A 16027-nucleotide genomic window follows, 5' to 3' on the forward strand; every position below is an offset into this window, starting at 1 on the left:
CAGAACTCAATCCTTCAGCTAAATATATAGTGTCCAACTTTTGGGGGGCAGTACACTTTATTTAAAGGCTTTTTTATTTTTTGTCACCAAAAAACTTTTTTAAATTAAGGTATTACGGATAAGTTCAAACTCTTTATCTCGCTTTTCTTCGAACAAATGTCCGTATGTTTTAGTGACTTGGACTATATTACAGGTCGGCGTTAATGCGTCCCAATAAGACGCCCTAAAATATCCCCAATGTAATAAGCAAAAAGACTCGCCGTAAGCCCTATGACAAGAGTTCTTAAGATTTCCTTTTTCTTACTAGTATTTGTGATAACCGCCTTAACAAGACCTAATAACGACAAGGCTAGCGACACCAAGATACAAGCTATCAAAAAAGTATGCGCTCTAAAAAGGCTGATGACATCTATCAAAAGATAAGATAAGAGCGGAATCAAGCCAAAAAGAACAAATGAAATAAAGGTGGCAACTGCATTTTTCACCGCTTTTGCCTTAATCTCTGACTCTTCTGTCGTTGAACTGAGATAATCGCCAACCGCCATTGAAAACCCATCGGCTAAAAGATTGGAAAAGCCCAATATAAGAATCGCTTGAAACCCTAGATGCCCACCAACTGCTCCTGCCACCACGGCAAAGGTCGTCACAATACCATCCATGCCACCATAAACAATGGACTTTGCATAATGTCTAATAACCATAGCCTCTCCTTTTTAATAATGATTCTAAATAATAGTTGCTCACATTATACTATAAAGACAGACAAATATCAATCTAAACACATATAAAAAAGATGATCTAAGACCATCTTTTTTATATATCCCCGTTTAAGATAGGCGCCTACGCCAACGGTAATAATCTATCGTTAATATGAGCTTGTTTTTTAAGGGATAGTCGTGCTGAATAAAGCGTGCACTCTGCCAAAAATGCTTGATGCCTTTTGTCTTCCAGTTTGAGGCAACCAAAAATTGCCCTCTACTGCGTTCTTCTTGCTCTTTATCTTTATAGAAAAATTTACAAATCTTTGCCAGACGTATCGTAGGCTGAAAATGATTTTCCTCTGTATAAGGTTCGGTCGCAATATTGATAAGACCACCCCTCAATAACTCTTGCCAAGAACCTCTATGTTGGTAAAAATACTGTCTCATAGGAGCTTGAAGGTCTCTTGGTAACTGGAGAGTACGATGGTGACCATTTAGCTCTTCCACTTCAATATAAAAGTAAATCTTACGTTTTGCCATCGGCTTGCCAACTCTTTCATCAAATTCGTCCTAGATTCCTTTTTATCTCCGTCATACTATTATACCACATATAGGACTTTCTGGACGTCAGTCATTGGTCTTAAAAAACCAGCTATCTGCTGGTTTTAACCTAAGACAAGAGCATCATCTGTCAACTCTTGACCACTATTTTGATGAAATAGATCCATAAGCTCTGCCACACTCAAGTTTTTCTTAGCTTCTCCTGAGATATCAACAACAATCTTACCATGATAAAGCATCACCAAGCGGTTGCCATACTCGATAGCATGCTCCATATTATGCGTAATCATAAGGCTAGTCAATGATTGCTCTTCGATAACACGACGTGTTAGATTCATGACCATATCACTTGTCTTTGGATCAAGTGCTGCTGTGTGTTCGTCTAGTAAAAGGACTTTAGGACGAACCAAGGTTGCCATTGACAACGTCAAGGCTTGACGCTGACCCCCTGATAAAAAGGCGGCATCTGTTCGCAGACGATTTTCAAGCCCCAATCCCAAATCACTAAGCACCTCTTTAAAATGCTTACGCTCTTGCTCTGTGATAGATGTTTTGAAAAAGCTACGCTTTTGCCCTCGACGATAGGCGATTGCCATATTTTCTTCAATAGTAAGATTGGTGGCTGTCCCCATACGCGGATCCTGGAACACACGGCTGATGACCTTAGCGCGTTTTTCAACAGAGTCTTTCTTGATAGATTGCCCTTCTAAGAAAATATCTCCCTCATCAACACTGACAACCCCAGAAATACTATTTAAAAGAGTTGATTTTCCTGCACCATTGCCTCCAATAACAGAGATGAAATCCCCTTCATTGATAGCCAAATCAAGACCACGTAGGACGTGATTTTCATTGACAGTGCCTTTTTCAAAGGTCTTATGAATACCCGATAATTCTAACAAAGCCATACTATTCACCTTCTTTCCCTAGTGTCTTTGAAGGACGTACGCCCAACTTATCTCTAAGCTCTGGAATATAAAGAATGAGCGCTAAAAGAATCGCCGACACCAATTTAATCATTTGTGCTTCAATATCTGTGGTTAAAATAAAGACAATAATCAAGCGATAAATCACAGAACCAAGCACCAGAGACCACAGGCGTTTGCCAAGAGGGAGATGCTTGATAATCACCTCTGCTAAAATAATTGAGGCAAGACCAATAACGATTGTCCCCACACCCATGTTAAGATCGGCGTAGCCATTATTTTGCGCCAAAAGAGCACCTGATAAAGCAATCAACCCATTGCCTAGCATATATCCAAAAATTTTCATGCGATCAACCTTGATACCATTGGCTTGTCCCATAGCGACATTATCTCCTGTCGCTCTAAGCGCTAGTCCTAGTTGCGTATTCAAGAGCAGATAAAGAACAAAAATAACCAAGGTCACAAAGAAAGCACCAACCACTAAGACAGACGTTGTACGATTAAGCCCTAGTTTCGCTACTGTGGTAACAATCGTCTCATGTGTCGAGAGATAAACATTGGAACTCCCCAAAATCAATAAATTGACAGAGTAAAGCCCTGTTAACGTGATAATCCCTGTCAACAATGCTGGGATTTTCATTTTCGTGTGCATAATACCTGACACCAAACCTGCTAGCATGCCTCCAAGCATCCCTAAAAAGGTCGCTAAAAAGGGATTGATATCGTGCATAATACAAAGCGCACAGATAGCAGCACCCATAGGGAAAGTCCCTTCAGCCGATAAGTCTGCAATATCTAAGATACGAAACGTTATAAAGACACCGATAGCCATAATGGACCACAAAAGTCCTTGTGATAAACCTGATAAGATAATATCTAACATAATCTTCCTCTACTTACTTGTAATTGCGCTAAGGTCAATACCTAGCTCCTTAGCCATTTCTTTGTTAACAACAACATTAACATCTGCTGGGTACTCAGCTGGTAGCTCTGAGGGTTTGGCACCATTCAAAAGCTTAATAGCCATCTTAGCTGTCTGACGCCCCAAGCTCTCATAGTCAGCCCCATAAGTAAACAAGACACCTTGCTCAACAACATCAGCAGAACCCCCAATAACTGGAATCTTCATCTCCTTTGACAGTGCCGTAACGAGATTGATCGAACTTACAATGGTATTGTCTGTCGGGATAAAGAGCGCCTCACTTTTAGACATGAGGCTTTTAGCCGTATCTTGAACGTCATTAGTCGATGAGATACCTTTGACAATTGTCTTGATACCAGCTTGCTTAAAGCGCTTCTTAGCCTCCTCGACCTGTACTTCAGAGTTACGCTCACTAGTCGTGTACATGATGCCTACCGTCTTAATATCTGGTAGTACTTCTTGCAGTAACTCGACTTGCTTTTTGATAGGAGTCATATCACTAGTTCCTGTGGCAATACCTCCTGGTTGCTTCATCGTCTTTACAAGACTAGCCGATATAGGGTCTGTCACATCTGTAAAGAGAATCGGTGTTTCTGTTGATAAGCTCGCCAAAGACTGCGCTGCTGTTGTCGCAATCCCCAAGACCAAATCATTTTGACGAATGAGTTTTTCTGAAATGGCTTGAAGATTGGATTGGTCTCCTTGAGCATTTTTATAGTCAATAACAATGTTTTGACCATCAACATAACCTTCTTTGGCTAACTCATCGATAAACCCTTCTCTAGAAGCACTCAAAGAAGGGTGCTCAACATACTGTAAAATACCGATATGCTTTGCATCAGGGTCAGCTGTTGACTGACTTTTTGAGGTAGTCGAACAAGCACTTAAAACCAGTAATGCCAAGCTTATAGCTACTATTTTTTTCAAAAAACGTACCATGCTTTTTTCCTTATCTTTCTATTAAAAAACCAGCTCAGTATTCTCTACTAGCTGGGTAACAAACTATATCTTGTTAGAAAATGACCGCTAGTTAGATGAATACTATCTAATCAGCTAATCATCACGAAAAAGCTTTAGCTTCATAGATACAAAATCATAGGACATTTGTATCTAAAGCTACAAACGTCTATCTAGAGAAACTAAAGTAATAATAAGTTGCAAAGATTAACGATGACGTCTGCATACTTTTTCCTTTCTTTTAGAGCTTTTTATTTAATATCATTACTAATATACCTTTATTTACAAGGCTTGTCAATAGCTTTCTCCCATAAGCTACCATTTTATTGGCGCTTTTAATCAATAGATACATGCTGTTGACATCAAAAAAAGACCTTGTAAACAAGGTCTAAAGAACACAACTACATCATACCACCCATCATTGAGGGATCCATTGGAGGCATAGCTGGTGCAGCTGGTTCTGGTTGATCTGCAACAACAGCTTCTGTTGTCAAGATAAGGCTGGCTACAGAAGCAGCATTTTGAAGGGCAGAGCGTGTCACTTTGACAGGGTCAATGATACCTTCTTTGACCATATCGACCCACTCACCATTAGCAGCATTAAAGCCTGTACCTACTTGACTATTTTTCAAGCGATCAATGATAACAGAACCTTCATAACCAGCATTGTAGGCAATTTGACGCACAGGCTCTTCAAGAGCACGTAGGACAATATTGCGACCAGTCGCTTCATCACCATCCAAATCAAGAGAGGCTACCTTAGCCATTACATTGACAAGAGCGGTACCACCACCAGCGACGATACCTTCTTCAACAGCGGCACGTGTCGCATTGAGAGCATCTTCGATACGTAGTTTCATCTCTTTGAGTTCTGTTTCTGTGGCTGCTCCCACTTTAACAACAGCAACACCACCAGAAAGTTTTGCGAGACGCTCTTGTAATTTTTCACGGTCAAAGTCAGATGTCGTTGTCTCAACTTGTGCTTTGATCAGATTGATACGATTGCTAATTGCTGCTGTATCGCCAGCACCTTCTACAATCACAGTGCTATCTTTATCTACTGTAACCTTAGCTGCTTGACCTAGCACTGCCATTGTCGCATCTTTAAGCTCAAGACCAAGGTCTTCTGTAATAACAGTACCACCTGTCAAGATAGCAATATCTTCTAGCATCGCTTTACGACGGTCACCAAAACCAGGAGCTTTAACAGCTACAACATTGAAAGTACCACGAATTTTATTGAGAACAAGTGTTGGAAGTGCTTCGCCATCCACATCGTCTGCAATAATCAACAACGGACGGTTTGTCTTAAGGATTTCCTCTAATAGTGGCAATAATTCTTGGATATTTGATACTTTTTTATCTGTGATAAGGATGTATGGATTTTCAAGGTCAGCAACCATTTTTTCGTTGTCTGTCACCATGTATTGTGACAAATAACCACGGTCAAACTGCATACCCTCTACAACATCAAGCTCAGTCTCCATACCACGAGATTCTTCGATAGTAATCACACCGTCATTACCAACTTTTTCCATAGCTTCACTGATGTACTCACCGACTTTTTCAGAGCGTGATGACACAGCAGCTACTTGAGCGATGGCTTCCTTACCAGAAACAGGCTGCGCAATAGCTTTCAATTCTGAAACAGCAGCTGAAACAGCTAGCTCAATACCACGACGAATACCGATTGGGTTAGCACCTGCTGTGACATTTTTAAGCCCTTCACGGACGATAGCTTGTGTCAAAACAGTCGCTGTGGTCGTTCCATCACCAGCAATATCATTAGTCTTAGAAGCTACTTCTGAAACCAATTTGGCACCCATATTTTCAAAATGGTCTTCCAACTCGATTTCCTTTGCAATCGTTACACCATCATTGGTAATCAATGGTGAACCAAATGATTTTTCAAGAACCACGTTACGCCCTTTAGGACCAAGAGTTACTTTGACTGTATCTGCTAAGACATCAACACCACGAACCATTGCTGTACGGGCATCTGCTGAAAATTTAATATCTTTTGCCATAATCTTACCTCACTTACTTGATATCTCTACTTATGCTTGAATTGCCAAAATCTCAGCTTCGCGGACGATGACAAGTGTCTCTTCACCGTCTTTGACCTCAACACCTGCGTAAGCCTCAAAAACGACCGTGTCACCAACAGCTACGCTAGGGGCAACTACATCACCATTTAATGTCAATGTTCCACCACCAACGGCAACAACAGTTGCTGTTTTTGTCTTATCATCACCAGCACCTGCCAAAACAAAACCACCGATTGTTTGCTCTTTTTCCTCATTGACACGAAGGACCACACGGTCTCCTAATGGTTTCAACATAAAAATACCTCCATAAATCATCTCTTTTAGCACTCGTTGTTATAGAGTGCTAATCTATGTTTCTATTGTATCACTTGGTCAAAAATAGTCAAGAAAAAAGTTCATTTCTATTTTCCACTTCTAATAGTATCTCTAATAGGCTAACAATCAACTCTCCCTTTCAAATGCCAACAGTGTATTCTGAAAAATAGCGTCACGCGCTTCTTTATCTAAATCCACATAATAAGCATAAAAAATATCAGTCAACAATAACATAGGAAACTGAGGTGAAATCATTCTCCCCTGTGATAATGTGTCCTTAATCGCTACGGCAATCAACTCATGGCAGACCTCACGTAGGCTTTCTTTATTATTGGCTGTCAATAAAACTGTCTTGGCTTGTGAGTTTTTGGCCTTTTTCAAAGCTTCAATAACACAACTAGTCTCTCCTGACAAGGAAATACCAATCACTAAGCAACTACTATCTATCAAGACCTGGTTCATCCCTATCATATGCTCATCTACCATCGCCTCACAAATCATGCCTAGCCGCATAAAGCGCCATTTTAGCTCCTGAGCAACCAAGCCCGAACTACCCTTACCATAAATATAAACCCGCTTAGCTCTATCTAAGAGTTTACCCACACGTAAAAACTGAGCTTCATCAATTAAAGAATAAGTCTTTTTTAGTAATTCACCATAATCTTGCAAGACTTGCTTGGTCAAGGTTCTATTTAAAATAGGCTTGTCGTGTTCATACTCTTGATAAGCGTAAATAAATTGCCGATAGCCACTAAAACCACATTTCTTAGCGAAACGTGTCAAAGAAGGAAGAGATACATGCAAGCGCTCTGAGACATGTCTTGCAGAAAAATCTCTGTCCGCTACCTCATCCAAAAAATAATCAGCCACTTCCCTCTCAACAGGCGTCAGCTCACCATAGACCGACTCGATGAGAGGAATAACATTTTTTTCTAATTTTTCCATACCCATTCCCCTTTATCACTACTCCTTTTAAGTCTAACACGTTTAAAACTATTTTCAAGCTATAAGTGATTTTTAGTTACTAGTTTTATCACTATAAAAAATCGCCCCGCTAATAGCGGGACGATACTAAAGCTAACACTTAATCCTATGACAAGATAAGCATTTAGTAGGCACTAAACGGTCTCTTCTTTTTTCTGATACGTTTCTGGTAAACTCATCACCATCAATAGATAGATGACTGGGATAGCAAAATAGAAGATATTGGACGCCCAATAGCCAAAGTGACCATAGATATAGCTCCAAGCAAAGTTTAAAATCGTGTAGAGACCGTATGTGATACCCCAGATGATACCAAACATCAACGTCGCTTTTTGAGGATTCATGCTAGGCAGTTCGTGAGGGATATTGAGATAAACCGCATATTGGTAAAAAATGAGGAAACCTGTCACGAAAAAGAAGAAGTAACCTAACAAACTTGAGTGCAAAATCGCAATACTATAGACCCCTGCAATCATCATGACCAAAGCGCCAATACCCAATTGTAATAAATAAGGTTTGCGCTCACGATTGACAGGTACTTTCAAACGAATAAGGGTCCCTAAAATACCACCACCTGAAACTGCACAGATCATATAACCTGCGACAAAAAAGTCTGGAAATTCCTTGGCTAGTTGACCAGGAATACTGTTTAGCGACATAACATAAAGAATGAGAAAAGCACTAAAGCCAATCGCAAAACGCCAAACAAATGGGTCTTTAAGGGCTTGAGCGTAAGAATAGGCCTCTTCTTGACGACTTGCTTGACTACCTGTCTCAAAATCCTGCGCCTTAACAAACCAAATAATAAAGGTCAAAATGGCTACCAAAGCCACACATGATAAGGTCACACGCCAGTCAGAACGTAGCAAGTCTGGCCACAAAACAAAGGCAATCGCAATAAGAAATGCTCCAATATTATAACTCGCTGTAATCAAAGAAGAATACACGATTTTCTTATCTGGAGACACAAAACGAACCACAATGGGATTCATATACACCATGACCATAGAGCCACCAATAGCCATCACCATACGTGCTACAATATAAAACCAATAACTAGGCATCCAGGCAGCCACCAAGGCAAAACATAGTAGCCCAATCGCAATTTGTGCCGCATGACGCATCCCAAACTTAACAAGCACAATAGCTGCAAGGAAATTGGCAATCACACGCGCCACAGTAATGGTATAATTGACCATTTCCGAAATACTAGGATCAACACCCTTATCACCAAAGAAAGTCGCAACCACTTCGGCACCTAAGTTGGACCCTCCTACCCAGCTTGCTGCAAAGGTGATATAGGCAGTCAACAGGGTATAAAACATGATAATACCCGTTTGAGATGAGATTGATTTCTTTGTCATAAATCTCTCACTCCTTTTCAAATAATAATTTTAGATAGCGCTTTCAATTTGTATAATATCATCTTCCTAAAGCATTGTCAAAAAAGAGCTCTTGTTATTTTTTTCCCAATATAAGTGAGAAAACGCACAAATTAAAAACGCTTACAAAATGCTAACCTCAAAAAAAGACAAGGCTAGATAAAACCTTGTCCCTTTTAAATTAAACAATTGTAAAGGTCAACTGATTACGACTAAGACCTACTTTCAAGGTCTGATGACTTGACAGTTCTCCAGATAGCAATAACTCTGCCAACTTATCCTCAAGCTCTGTCTGTAAGGTGCGACGTAACGGTCTAGCCCCCATCTCAACATCATACCCCTGGCTCGCTAAAAATTTAAGAGCCGATGGCTGAATTTTCAAATTAATATCTTGCTTAGCTAGTGTAGCAATGAGTGGTTTAACCATGATTTTAACAATCTCACGCATATTGTCCTCTGTCAGACTATGAAAGACAAGCTGCTCATCAATACGATTGATAAACTCTGGACGATAGGTCTCCTTAACTGCCTCTAAAATGCGCGATTTCATCGCTTTATAGTCTGTATGAACCGCCTGTGTCCCAAATCCAACCGTTTTCTCATCACGTAGTGCTGTCGCCCCTAGATTACTTGTCATGATAATCAAGGTGTTTGAAAAATCAACCTTACGACCACGGCTGTCCGTCAAAACGCCATCATCTAGGACCTGCAACAAGACATTGAAAATGTCAGGGTGAGCTTTTTCGACTTCATCAAAGAGAAGAACGCTATAAGGTTTGTTTCTTACTTTTTCAGTCAATTCGCCTCCCTCTTCATAGCCAACATAGCCTGGAGGAGCACCATTAAGGCGGCTAGCCGCGAATTTTTCCATATACTCCGACATATCAAAGCGAATCAATGCTGACTCATCATCAAAGAGTAACTCTGCCAAAGCTTTGGCAAGCTCTGTCTTTCCAACCCCAGTAGGGCCTAAAAACATAAACGAACCAATCGGACGCTTACCTGTACGAATACCTGAGCGATTACGACGAATCGCACGACTGATGCTAGACACCGCCTCATCTTGACCAATGACACGCTTGTGGAGTTCTGCTTCTAAAGTCAGATAGCGCTTATTGTCCGCTTGAGTCATCTTCTCGACAGGGATACCTGATAAGTTACTCAAAGTTTTTAGAATATGCTCTGCCTTTATCTCACGTGGTTTTAGCTTTGTTCCTTTTTTAGAGTGTTTGAGTAAACGACTGACCAAGTCCATATCTTGTTGTAAAATAGCTTCATCAACAGAAGTAAGAAAAGCTTCCTTGTCTTTTTTGACCATCATCTGCACGCTAGCACTAGCCTCATCTAGCAAATCAATAGCCGAATCAGGTAGCTGCTTACTCGTCAAATAACGATGAGCGCTATCTACAGCTGTACGGATAGCTTCATCTGAAATAATCACGTGATGGAAGGTTTCATAGGCCTCTTTCAAGCCCTGCAAAATCTCATAAGCCTCATCAACACTAGGTTCTTCAATCAAAATCTTGGCAAAACGACGAGATAGAGCCGCATCTTTTTCAATATGTTTTTGATACTCTTCTTGCGTTGTAGCGCCAACTGTCCGCAAGCTCCCTCGTGCTAGAGCTGGCTTTAGGATATTTGCCGCATCCAAAGTGCTATCGATACCACTTCCAGATCCCATAATCGTATGCAATTCATCGATAAAGAGAATAATGTGCCCGTCCTCTTCAATATCAGCAATAATCTGGTTCATACGTTCTTCAAAGTCACCACGAAAACGTGTCCCTGCAACGACACTCATCATATCAAGCTCTAAGACACGCATATCACGTAGTTCATATGGAATCTCACCTGCTGCGATACGCTGAGCAAGACCATAAGCTAAAGCCGTCTTACCGACACCTGCATCACCTACTAGGACAGGATTATTTTTAGTTTTGCGACTAAGTACTTGCACCATACGGCTGATTTCCTTATCACGTCCTACGACTTTCTCCAATCGCCCTTCTTGCGCTAGAGCCGTCAAATCACGTGTAAAATCTTCCAGATCACCTGCTGTACTTTGCGGACGCATCATATCAGAGAAATTAGCACCTGATTTAGCAGACTTGGGATTACGAAGGGCATAAATCGCCTTGATATCATCTTTACTAAACCCTGCATGACGCTCCAACGACTTCCGAAGATCCAACAGGCGTAAGGAATCTCCCTCGTCTTTGTACTTAAAGCCAGCCATCTCCAAGAGACGCGTCGCCAACAAATCTTTATTGACCAACATCGCCAGAAGGACATGCTCTGTCCCAATATCTTTAGCACCAGTGACCTGTGACATCTTCTCTGCCATATCTAATACTTCAACTAAGGCTTTAGACTGTGGACGAAATGTTACAGACACATTATCCTCTGGCACTTGATTCATCGCTAAAATAGCTGCCGCTTCGTACTCTTCTAGGGCAATTTTATCTTCGTATTCGACAAAGGTCAATCCAGCAACAGACTCACGAATACCAACCATGGCTAAAAGGACATGCCAAGTCTCCAAGTACTCGCTCCCATAGCGAGCCGCCTCGTACTGAGCCAAACTAAATACTTCTTGTAATTTATATGAATACTCACTCATAGATGAAATCCTTTTCTATCTAATCTCTGCAATAACTTACGCAACATCCGTGCACGAATTTTCGCTGCATCGTCGCCCAAAACATCATCACAAGCACTAACCAATAGCAAATGTGCCTCACGCTCACTAATAACATCATCTTCAAATAACAACTCGATGACATCGGCATATACTTGGTGACTCACCTGCTCTCCAATAGACGCTTGAAGATTACCAAGCAACTGATGCTTATCTGAAAAATGCACCTTGGCAATGCGGATATAGCCACCGCCACCACGCTTACTTTCCACGATATACCCACGGCTCTCGGTAAAGCGTGTCTTAATCACATAATTAATCTGACTAGGCACGACTTGAAAAGTATCTGCTAACAGCGAGCGTTTGATTTCTACGATACCAGATTGCGCCAAAAGGCTTTTTATATAATCTTCAATATTATCTGAAGTATTTTTAGTAACCATTAGCGTCTCCTTTCCAACTTTGACTAATACTGACATTTATTATATCAAAAAACACGCCATTAGGAAACAAAGACCTTATAAAAGTCCTCATTTCCTAGTCTTTAAAGTTGTCAAAATAGTTTATATAAGATAAAATAAAGAAAGTGTTCTGTCTCAAAAACAGACACTATATCAGAAAGGTTATATTATGAAGACGTATTTATTGACCCTCCTTATCGCCATGGTTCCCTTGGTAGAGCTACGAGGAGCTGTCCCATTTGCGATAGCTTTAGGGATTCCTTATTGGCAAGCTCTTATTATTGGCGTTATTGGAAATATGATTCCTGTACCTATTATCTTCTTCTTTGCAAGACGTGTCTTAGAGTGGGGAGCTGATAAGCCTGTTATCGGCAATTTTTTCACTTGGTGTCTTAAAAAAGGACACAGCGGTGGTAAAAAACTAGAAGCAGCTGCAGGAGAGCGTGGTGTCTTTATCGCTTTACTTCTCTTTGTCGGTATTCCAATTCCTGGAACAGGCGCTTGGACAGGAACTTTAGCCGCTAGCATTCTTGACTGGGACTTTAAAAAAAGTGTCATCTCTATTATGCTAGGTGTCGTACTAGCAGGTATTATCATGGGATTTGTGACTCTTTTAGGACTCAATTTCCTCAATTAAACAGTGAAAACGTAGCTTAAAAGCTACGTTTTTCTATGCAATAAGAAAAAGCTCAGATAACTGAGCTTTTAATTTAGTTTTCAAGGGCAGCAGCCATTGTAGCAGCAACTTCTGCTTCAAAATCATTAGCTGCTTTTTCGATACCGTCACCTACTTCAAAGCGAACAAAGGCAACTGCCTTAGCGTTGATAGACTCAAGGTAAGCTTCAACTGTCTTGCTGTCGTCCATGATATAGACTTGCGCAAGAAGTGTGTAAGCTTGGTCAATTTGTGTATTATCAAGCATAAAGCGTGACATTTTCCCTGGAATGATTTTGTCCCAGATTTTTTCTGGTTTGCCTTCTGCCGCCAATTCAGCCTTGATAGCTTCTTCAGCTTGAGCGATAACGTCGTCTGTCAATTCAGCTTTAGAACCATATTGCAAGAATGGAAGTGCTGGTTTACCAACCATAGCACGACTTTCATTGTCTTGCTCGATTTTGTGGTTCAATTGTGCCAATTCATCTTTAACAAATTGTGCATCCAACTCTTCATAAGAAAGAACAGTAGGTTTCATAGCAGCGATATGCATTGCCACTTGTTTAGCAGTTGCTTCTTCACTACCTTCAAGAACAGCTACAACACCGATACGTCCACCATTGTGTTGGTAAGCACCAAAGACTTGCTCATCAGTCTTTTCAACAAGCGCAAAACGACGGAATGAGATCTTTTCTCCGATAGTTGCTGTTGCTGTCACAAAAGCTTGTTCCAATGTTTCACCAGAAGCTGTTGTCAATGCAAGTGCTTCTGCATCATTGGCTGGTTGACCTTCTGCGATAACTTTAGCTGCTTCATTAACTAGAGCTACAAATTGATCATTTTTAGCAACGAAGTCTGTTTCAGAATTAACCTCAACAACAGCTGCAACATTGCCATTAACGTAAACGCCTGTCAACCCTTCAGCAGCTACACGGTCAGCTTTCTTAGCTGCTTTAGCCATTCCTTTTTCACGCAAAAGTTCAATCGCTTTTTCGATATCACCTTCTGTTTCAACCAATGCTTTTTTGGCGTCCATGACACCAGCACCAGATTTTTCACGCAATTCTTTAACAAGTTTAGCTGTGATTTCTGCCATTTTAAATGTCTCCTATGTATTTATTATGAGGATTCCCTCGTTAATCACTTATTTAAAAAAACGAGACAGAGCGGTTTGCATCTGCCCCGTTATACCCTATTCGTTGTCAATGATATTGACAACATCTTTACAGGAGTGTCAACCTTGTAAAGGCTGGACTTAGTTATTTGAAGATTCAACTACTTCAACGATTTCTTCAATTGAATCTGCTTCTGCAGCTTCTTCAAAGACAACATCTGAATCTTCACCTTGACGACCTTCGATAACAGCGTCAGCCAATTTAGATGTAATCAACTTAACGGCACGAATAGCATCGTCATTTGCTGGGATGATAACATCGATATCATCTGGATCAGCATTTGTATCAACCATAGCTACGATTGGGATACCAAGTTTTTTCGCTTCTTTTACAGCGATTTGTTCTTTATGTGGGTCAACAATGTAAATCACATCTGGGATACGTGGCATATCTTCGATACCACCCAAGAATTTTTCAAGACGTGCACGTTGTTTGTTAAGAAGAGCAACTTCTTTCTTAGGAAGAACATCAAATGTACCATCTTCTTCCATTTGTTTGATTTCTTTCAAACGAGCGATACGTTTTTGGATAGTGTCCCAGTTAGTCAATGTTCCACCCAACCAACGATGGTTGATAAAGTATTGACCAGCACGTGTAGCTTCTTCAGCAATTGCTTCAGCAGCTTGTTTTTTAGTCCCTACAAAAAGGATAACCGCATCGTTAGCTGCTGCATCACGTACAAAATCGTAAGCTTGATCAGCCAATTTTACAGTTTGTTGAAGGTCAATGACGTGGATACCGTTACGCTCTGTAAAGATGTACTTAGCCATCTTAGGGTTCCAGCGACGTGTTTGGTGACCAAAGTGAACACCCGCTTCAAGAAGTTGTTTCATTGAAATTACTGCCATGAGTAAATTCTCCTTTATAAAATGTTTTTTGTGGCTTACGCCAACCTCTCTCAAACGTCAACTCGCAGCCCCACCGTTTGGCAACAGGACCACAATTAGTCTAAGATGAGTATTTGTCACTAGTAGCAACCCTTTCATTATAGCAGATAATTGACCTCTTGACAAGAAAAGTCTTTGAAAGAATGCTGATGACTATCCTAAAATAAGATATTCTCCAAATTCACCCCTTGACAAGAGCCTTTTTTTAATATAAAATATTATCTGTTATGGCGGTATAGCCAAGTGGTAAGGCACGGCTCTGCAAAAGCTTGATCGTCGGTTCAAATCCGTCTACCGCCTTAGTTAGCACTTCATTTTTGAAGTGCTTTTTTGCCTTTACAGCTCTATTCTCCTGTGATATACTATCTCAAAAAGGAGAATGCCTATGAAAAAACTAACAACAGGCAGTCATATACGTGTTCTAAGCCCCTCTTCCTCGATTGAACGTATTGGCGGCTTTAATGCCAACCTTTCTGCTAAGGTAGCGCTAGAGTCTCTAGGGTTTAAAGTGTCCTTTTCACACCATTATTTTGAAAATGATATCCTAGAGTCTGCCTCTATCAAAAGTCGCATCGAGGATTTACATGAGGCTTTTTCTGATGATAATATCGATGCTATCTTGGCTACTATCGGTGGCTTTAACTCCAATGAACTGTTACCTTACCTAGATTATCAGCTTATCGCTGACCATCCTAAAATCATCTGTGGCTACTCTGACTCGACCGCTTTTTTAAACGCTATTTACGCCAAAACAGGTATGCCAACCTATATGGGACCATCTTATTCTAGCTTTAAGATGAAAGAAGGGCAAGATTATCAAACAAAGGCTTGGCTAAACGCTATGACATCATCTACTTATAGCTTAGAACCTAGTCCAGCATACTCTAGTGATCCTTGGTATGATGAGAGCCTGCCACGCCAATTTTTCAAGACAAATTGGAGCGTTTATACGCATGGCACGGCTCAGGGAACTATCATTGGTGGTAATCTATCCACCTTCGGTCTTTTACGTGGGACACCTTATGCACCTCACCCTAAAGACTATGTCCTCTTTTTAGAAGAAGCCGAAGAAGATAATTACTATGACTTTGATCGCCATTTAGCTGCTCTATTACAAGCTTATCCTGAGCCCAAGGCTGTACTTATAGGGCGTTTTCCAAAAGAATGTGGCATGACCGCAGATATTTTTGACTACATCCTATCAAAACACCCTATTTTACAAACCGTTCCTGTTCTTTATGACTTAGATTTTGCTCACACCCAACCTCTCTTTACTATTACTATTGGAGCTCAACTAAGTCTTGATACCCACACAATGACCTTAACCGTCACTGAAAATTAAAACCTCACCGAAAGCTTAATTGAACGGCTCCCTGTCAAGTAGACAGTCAAATAATAAAAGATATTAAGCAACC

Annotated in this window: 15 protein-coding genes and 1 tRNA gene; 3 read left to right on the forward strand and 13 right to left on the reverse strand. The window is 40.6% G+C overall.

Annotation, left to right across the window (positions count from 1 at the left end; genetic code table 11):
• Nucleotides 1-200: 200 nt before the first annotated feature.
• The 11 genes from ACLN19_RS08370 to ACLN19_RS08420 all read right to left on the reverse strand — a co-directional run bounded on the left by ACLN19_RS08370 (nt 201) and on the right by ACLN19_RS08420 (nt 11877).
• Complete coding sequence (locus ACLN19_RS08370; protein WP_413385278.1) at nt 201-701, reverse strand: VIT1/CCC1 transporter family protein; 501 nt, start codon at nt 699-701, stop codon at nt 201-203.
• Nucleotides 702-827: 126 nt separating this feature from the next.
• A complete protein-coding gene (locus tag ACLN19_RS08375; RefSeq protein ID WP_413385280.1) occupies nt 828-1241 on the reverse strand; it encodes a DUF7679 family protein in 414 nt (137 codons plus the stop codon).
• Nucleotides 1242-1366: 125 nt separating this feature from the next.
• Entirely contained in the window at nt 1367-2170 is an 804-nt protein-coding gene (locus ACLN19_RS08380) for an ABC transporter ATP-binding protein (protein ID WP_413385282.1), read from the reverse strand.
• Nucleotide 2171: 1 nt separating this feature from the next.
• Nucleotides 2172-3071 carry an ABC transporter permease gene (locus ACLN19_RS08385; RefSeq protein WP_413385284.1) on the reverse strand — a complete coding sequence of 300 codons (900 nt, stop codon included), beginning with the start codon at nt 3069-3071 and terminating at the stop codon, nt 2172-2174.
• Nucleotides 3072-3080: 9 nt separating this feature from the next.
• Nucleotides 3081-4049: an ABC transporter substrate-binding protein gene (locus ACLN19_RS08390; RefSeq protein WP_413385286.1), complete on the reverse strand. Its 969-nt coding sequence runs from the start codon at nt 4047-4049 to the stop codon at nt 3081-3083.
• A gap of 419 nt (nt 4050-4468) precedes the next feature.
• Nucleotides 4469-6094, reverse strand: coding sequence for a chaperonin GroEL (gene groL / locus ACLN19_RS08395; protein ID WP_413385288.1), 1626 nt, complete (start codon nt 6092-6094; stop codon nt 4469-4471).
• 30 nt (nt 6095-6124) lie between these two features.
• Entirely contained in the window at nt 6125-6409 is a 285-nt protein-coding gene (gene groES, locus ACLN19_RS08400; protein ID WP_413385291.1) for a co-chaperone GroES, read from the reverse strand.
• A gap of 147 nt (nt 6410-6556) precedes the next feature.
• Complete coding sequence (locus ACLN19_RS08405; RefSeq protein WP_413385293.1) at nt 6557-7375, reverse strand: MurR/RpiR family transcriptional regulator; 819 nt, start codon at nt 7373-7375, stop codon at nt 6557-6559.
• Nucleotides 7376-7548: 173 nt separating this feature from the next.
• Nucleotides 7549-8778 (reverse strand): MFS transporter, encoded by a 1230-nt coding sequence (locus ACLN19_RS08410; RefSeq protein WP_413385295.1) that lies wholly within the window; start codon nt 8776-8778, stop codon nt 7549-7551.
• Nucleotides 8779-8977: 199 nt separating this feature from the next.
• Nucleotides 8978-11416 (reverse strand): ATP-dependent Clp protease ATP-binding subunit, encoded by a 2439-nt coding sequence (locus tag ACLN19_RS08415; protein WP_413385297.1) that lies wholly within the window; start codon nt 11414-11416, stop codon nt 8978-8980.
• The gene (locus ACLN19_RS08420; RefSeq protein ID WP_413385299.1) at nt 11413-11877 is read right to left on the reverse strand and encodes a CtsR family transcriptional regulator; all 465 of its coding nucleotides are present in this window, start codon (nt 11875-11877) and stop codon (nt 11413-11415) included. Before ACLN19_RS08420 ends, ACLN19_RS08415 begins: the two co-directional genes overlap by 4 nt.
• Before the next feature lie 187 nt (nt 11878-12064).
• On the opposite strand from ACLN19_RS08420, the gene ACLN19_RS08425 reads away from it, so the two are divergent.
• Nucleotides 12065-12532 carry a COG2426 family protein gene (locus ACLN19_RS08425; RefSeq protein ID WP_413385301.1) on the forward strand — a complete coding sequence of 156 codons (468 nt, stop codon included), beginning with the start codon at nt 12065-12067 and terminating at the stop codon, nt 12530-12532.
• A 73-nt stretch (nt 12533-12605) separates the two neighbouring features.
• On the opposite strand, the gene tsf is transcribed toward ACLN19_RS08425, so the two are convergent.
• Together tsf and rpsB are read right to left on the reverse strand one after the other, a co-directional pair.
• Complete coding sequence (gene tsf, locus ACLN19_RS08430; RefSeq protein ID WP_413385303.1) at nt 12606-13646, reverse strand: translation elongation factor Ts; 1041 nt, start codon at nt 13644-13646, stop codon at nt 12606-12608.
• Nucleotides 13647-13805: 159 nt separating this feature from the next.
• Entirely contained in the window at nt 13806-14573 is a 768-nt protein-coding gene (rpsB, locus tag ACLN19_RS08435; RefSeq protein ID WP_413385306.1) for a 30S ribosomal protein S2, read from the reverse strand.
• A gap of 268 nt (nt 14574-14841) precedes the next feature.
• Here rpsB and ACLN19_RS08440 point away from each other — a divergent pair.
• A tRNA-Cys gene (locus tag ACLN19_RS08440) sits at nt 14842-14912 on the forward strand.
• Nucleotides 14913-14997: 85 nt separating this feature from the next.
• Nucleotides 14998-15954, forward strand: coding sequence for a S66 family peptidase (locus ACLN19_RS08445; RefSeq protein ID WP_413385308.1), 957 nt, complete (start codon nt 14998-15000; stop codon nt 15952-15954).
• The last annotated feature ends 73 nt before the right edge of the window (nt 15955-16027 follow it).

The organism is Streptococcus lishijunsis (assembly GCF_047290665.1).
Taxonomy (GTDB): Bacteria; Bacillota; Bacilli; order Lactobacillales; family Streptococcaceae; genus Streptococcus.

Bases quoted from the DNA above. Each gene is read 5' to 3' on its own strand.
- ACLN19_RS08370 (WP_413385278.1), bottom strand. From the start codon at position 701: ATGGTTATTAGACATTATGCAAAGTCCATTGTTTATGGTGGCATGGAT.
- ACLN19_RS08375 (WP_413385280.1), bottom strand. From the start codon at position 1,241: ATGGCAAAACGTAAGATTTACTTTTATATTGAAGTGGAAGAGCTAAAT.
- ACLN19_RS08380 (WP_413385282.1), bottom strand. From the start codon at position 2,170: ATGGCTTTGTTAGAATTATCGGGTATTCATAAGACCTTTGAAAAAGGC.
- ACLN19_RS08385 (WP_413385284.1), bottom strand. From the start codon at position 3,071: ATGTTAGATATTATCTTATCAGGTTTATCACAAGGACTTTTGTGGTCC.
- ACLN19_RS08390 (WP_413385286.1), bottom strand. From the start codon at position 4,049: ATGGTACGTTTTTTGAAAAAAATAGTAGCTATAAGCTTGGCATTACTG.
- groL (WP_413385288.1), bottom strand. From the start codon at position 6,094: ATGGCAAAAGATATTAAATTTTCAGCAGATGCCCGTACAGCAATGGTT.
- groES (WP_413385291.1), bottom strand. From the start codon at position 6,409: ATGTTGAAACCATTAGGAGACCGTGTGGTCCTTCGTGTCAATGAGGAA.
- ACLN19_RS08405 (WP_413385293.1), bottom strand. From the start codon at position 7,375: ATGGAAAAATTAGAAAAAAATGTTATTCCTCTCATCGAGTCGGTCTAT.
- ACLN19_RS08410 (WP_413385295.1), bottom strand. From the start codon at position 8,778: ATGACAAAGAAATCAATCTCATCTCAAACGGGTATTATCATGTTTTAT.
- ACLN19_RS08415 (WP_413385297.1), bottom strand. From the start codon at position 11,416: ATGAGTGAGTATTCATATAAATTACAAGAAGTATTTAGTTTGGCTCAG.
- ACLN19_RS08420 (WP_413385299.1), bottom strand. From the start codon at position 11,877: ATGGTTACTAAAAATACTTCAGATAATATTGAAGATTATATAAAAAGC.
- ACLN19_RS08425 (WP_413385301.1), top strand. From the start codon at position 12,065: ATGAAGACGTATTTATTGACCCTCCTTATCGCCATGGTTCCCTTGGTA.
- tsf (WP_413385303.1), bottom strand. From the start codon at position 13,646: ATGGCAGAAATCACAGCTAAACTTGTTAAAGAATTGCGTGAAAAATCT.
- rpsB (WP_413385306.1), bottom strand. From the start codon at position 14,573: ATGGCAGTAATTTCAATGAAACAACTTCTTGAAGCGGGTGTTCACTTT.
- ACLN19_RS08445 (WP_413385308.1), top strand. From the start codon at position 14,998: ATGAAAAAACTAACAACAGGCAGTCATATACGTGTTCTAAGCCCCTCT.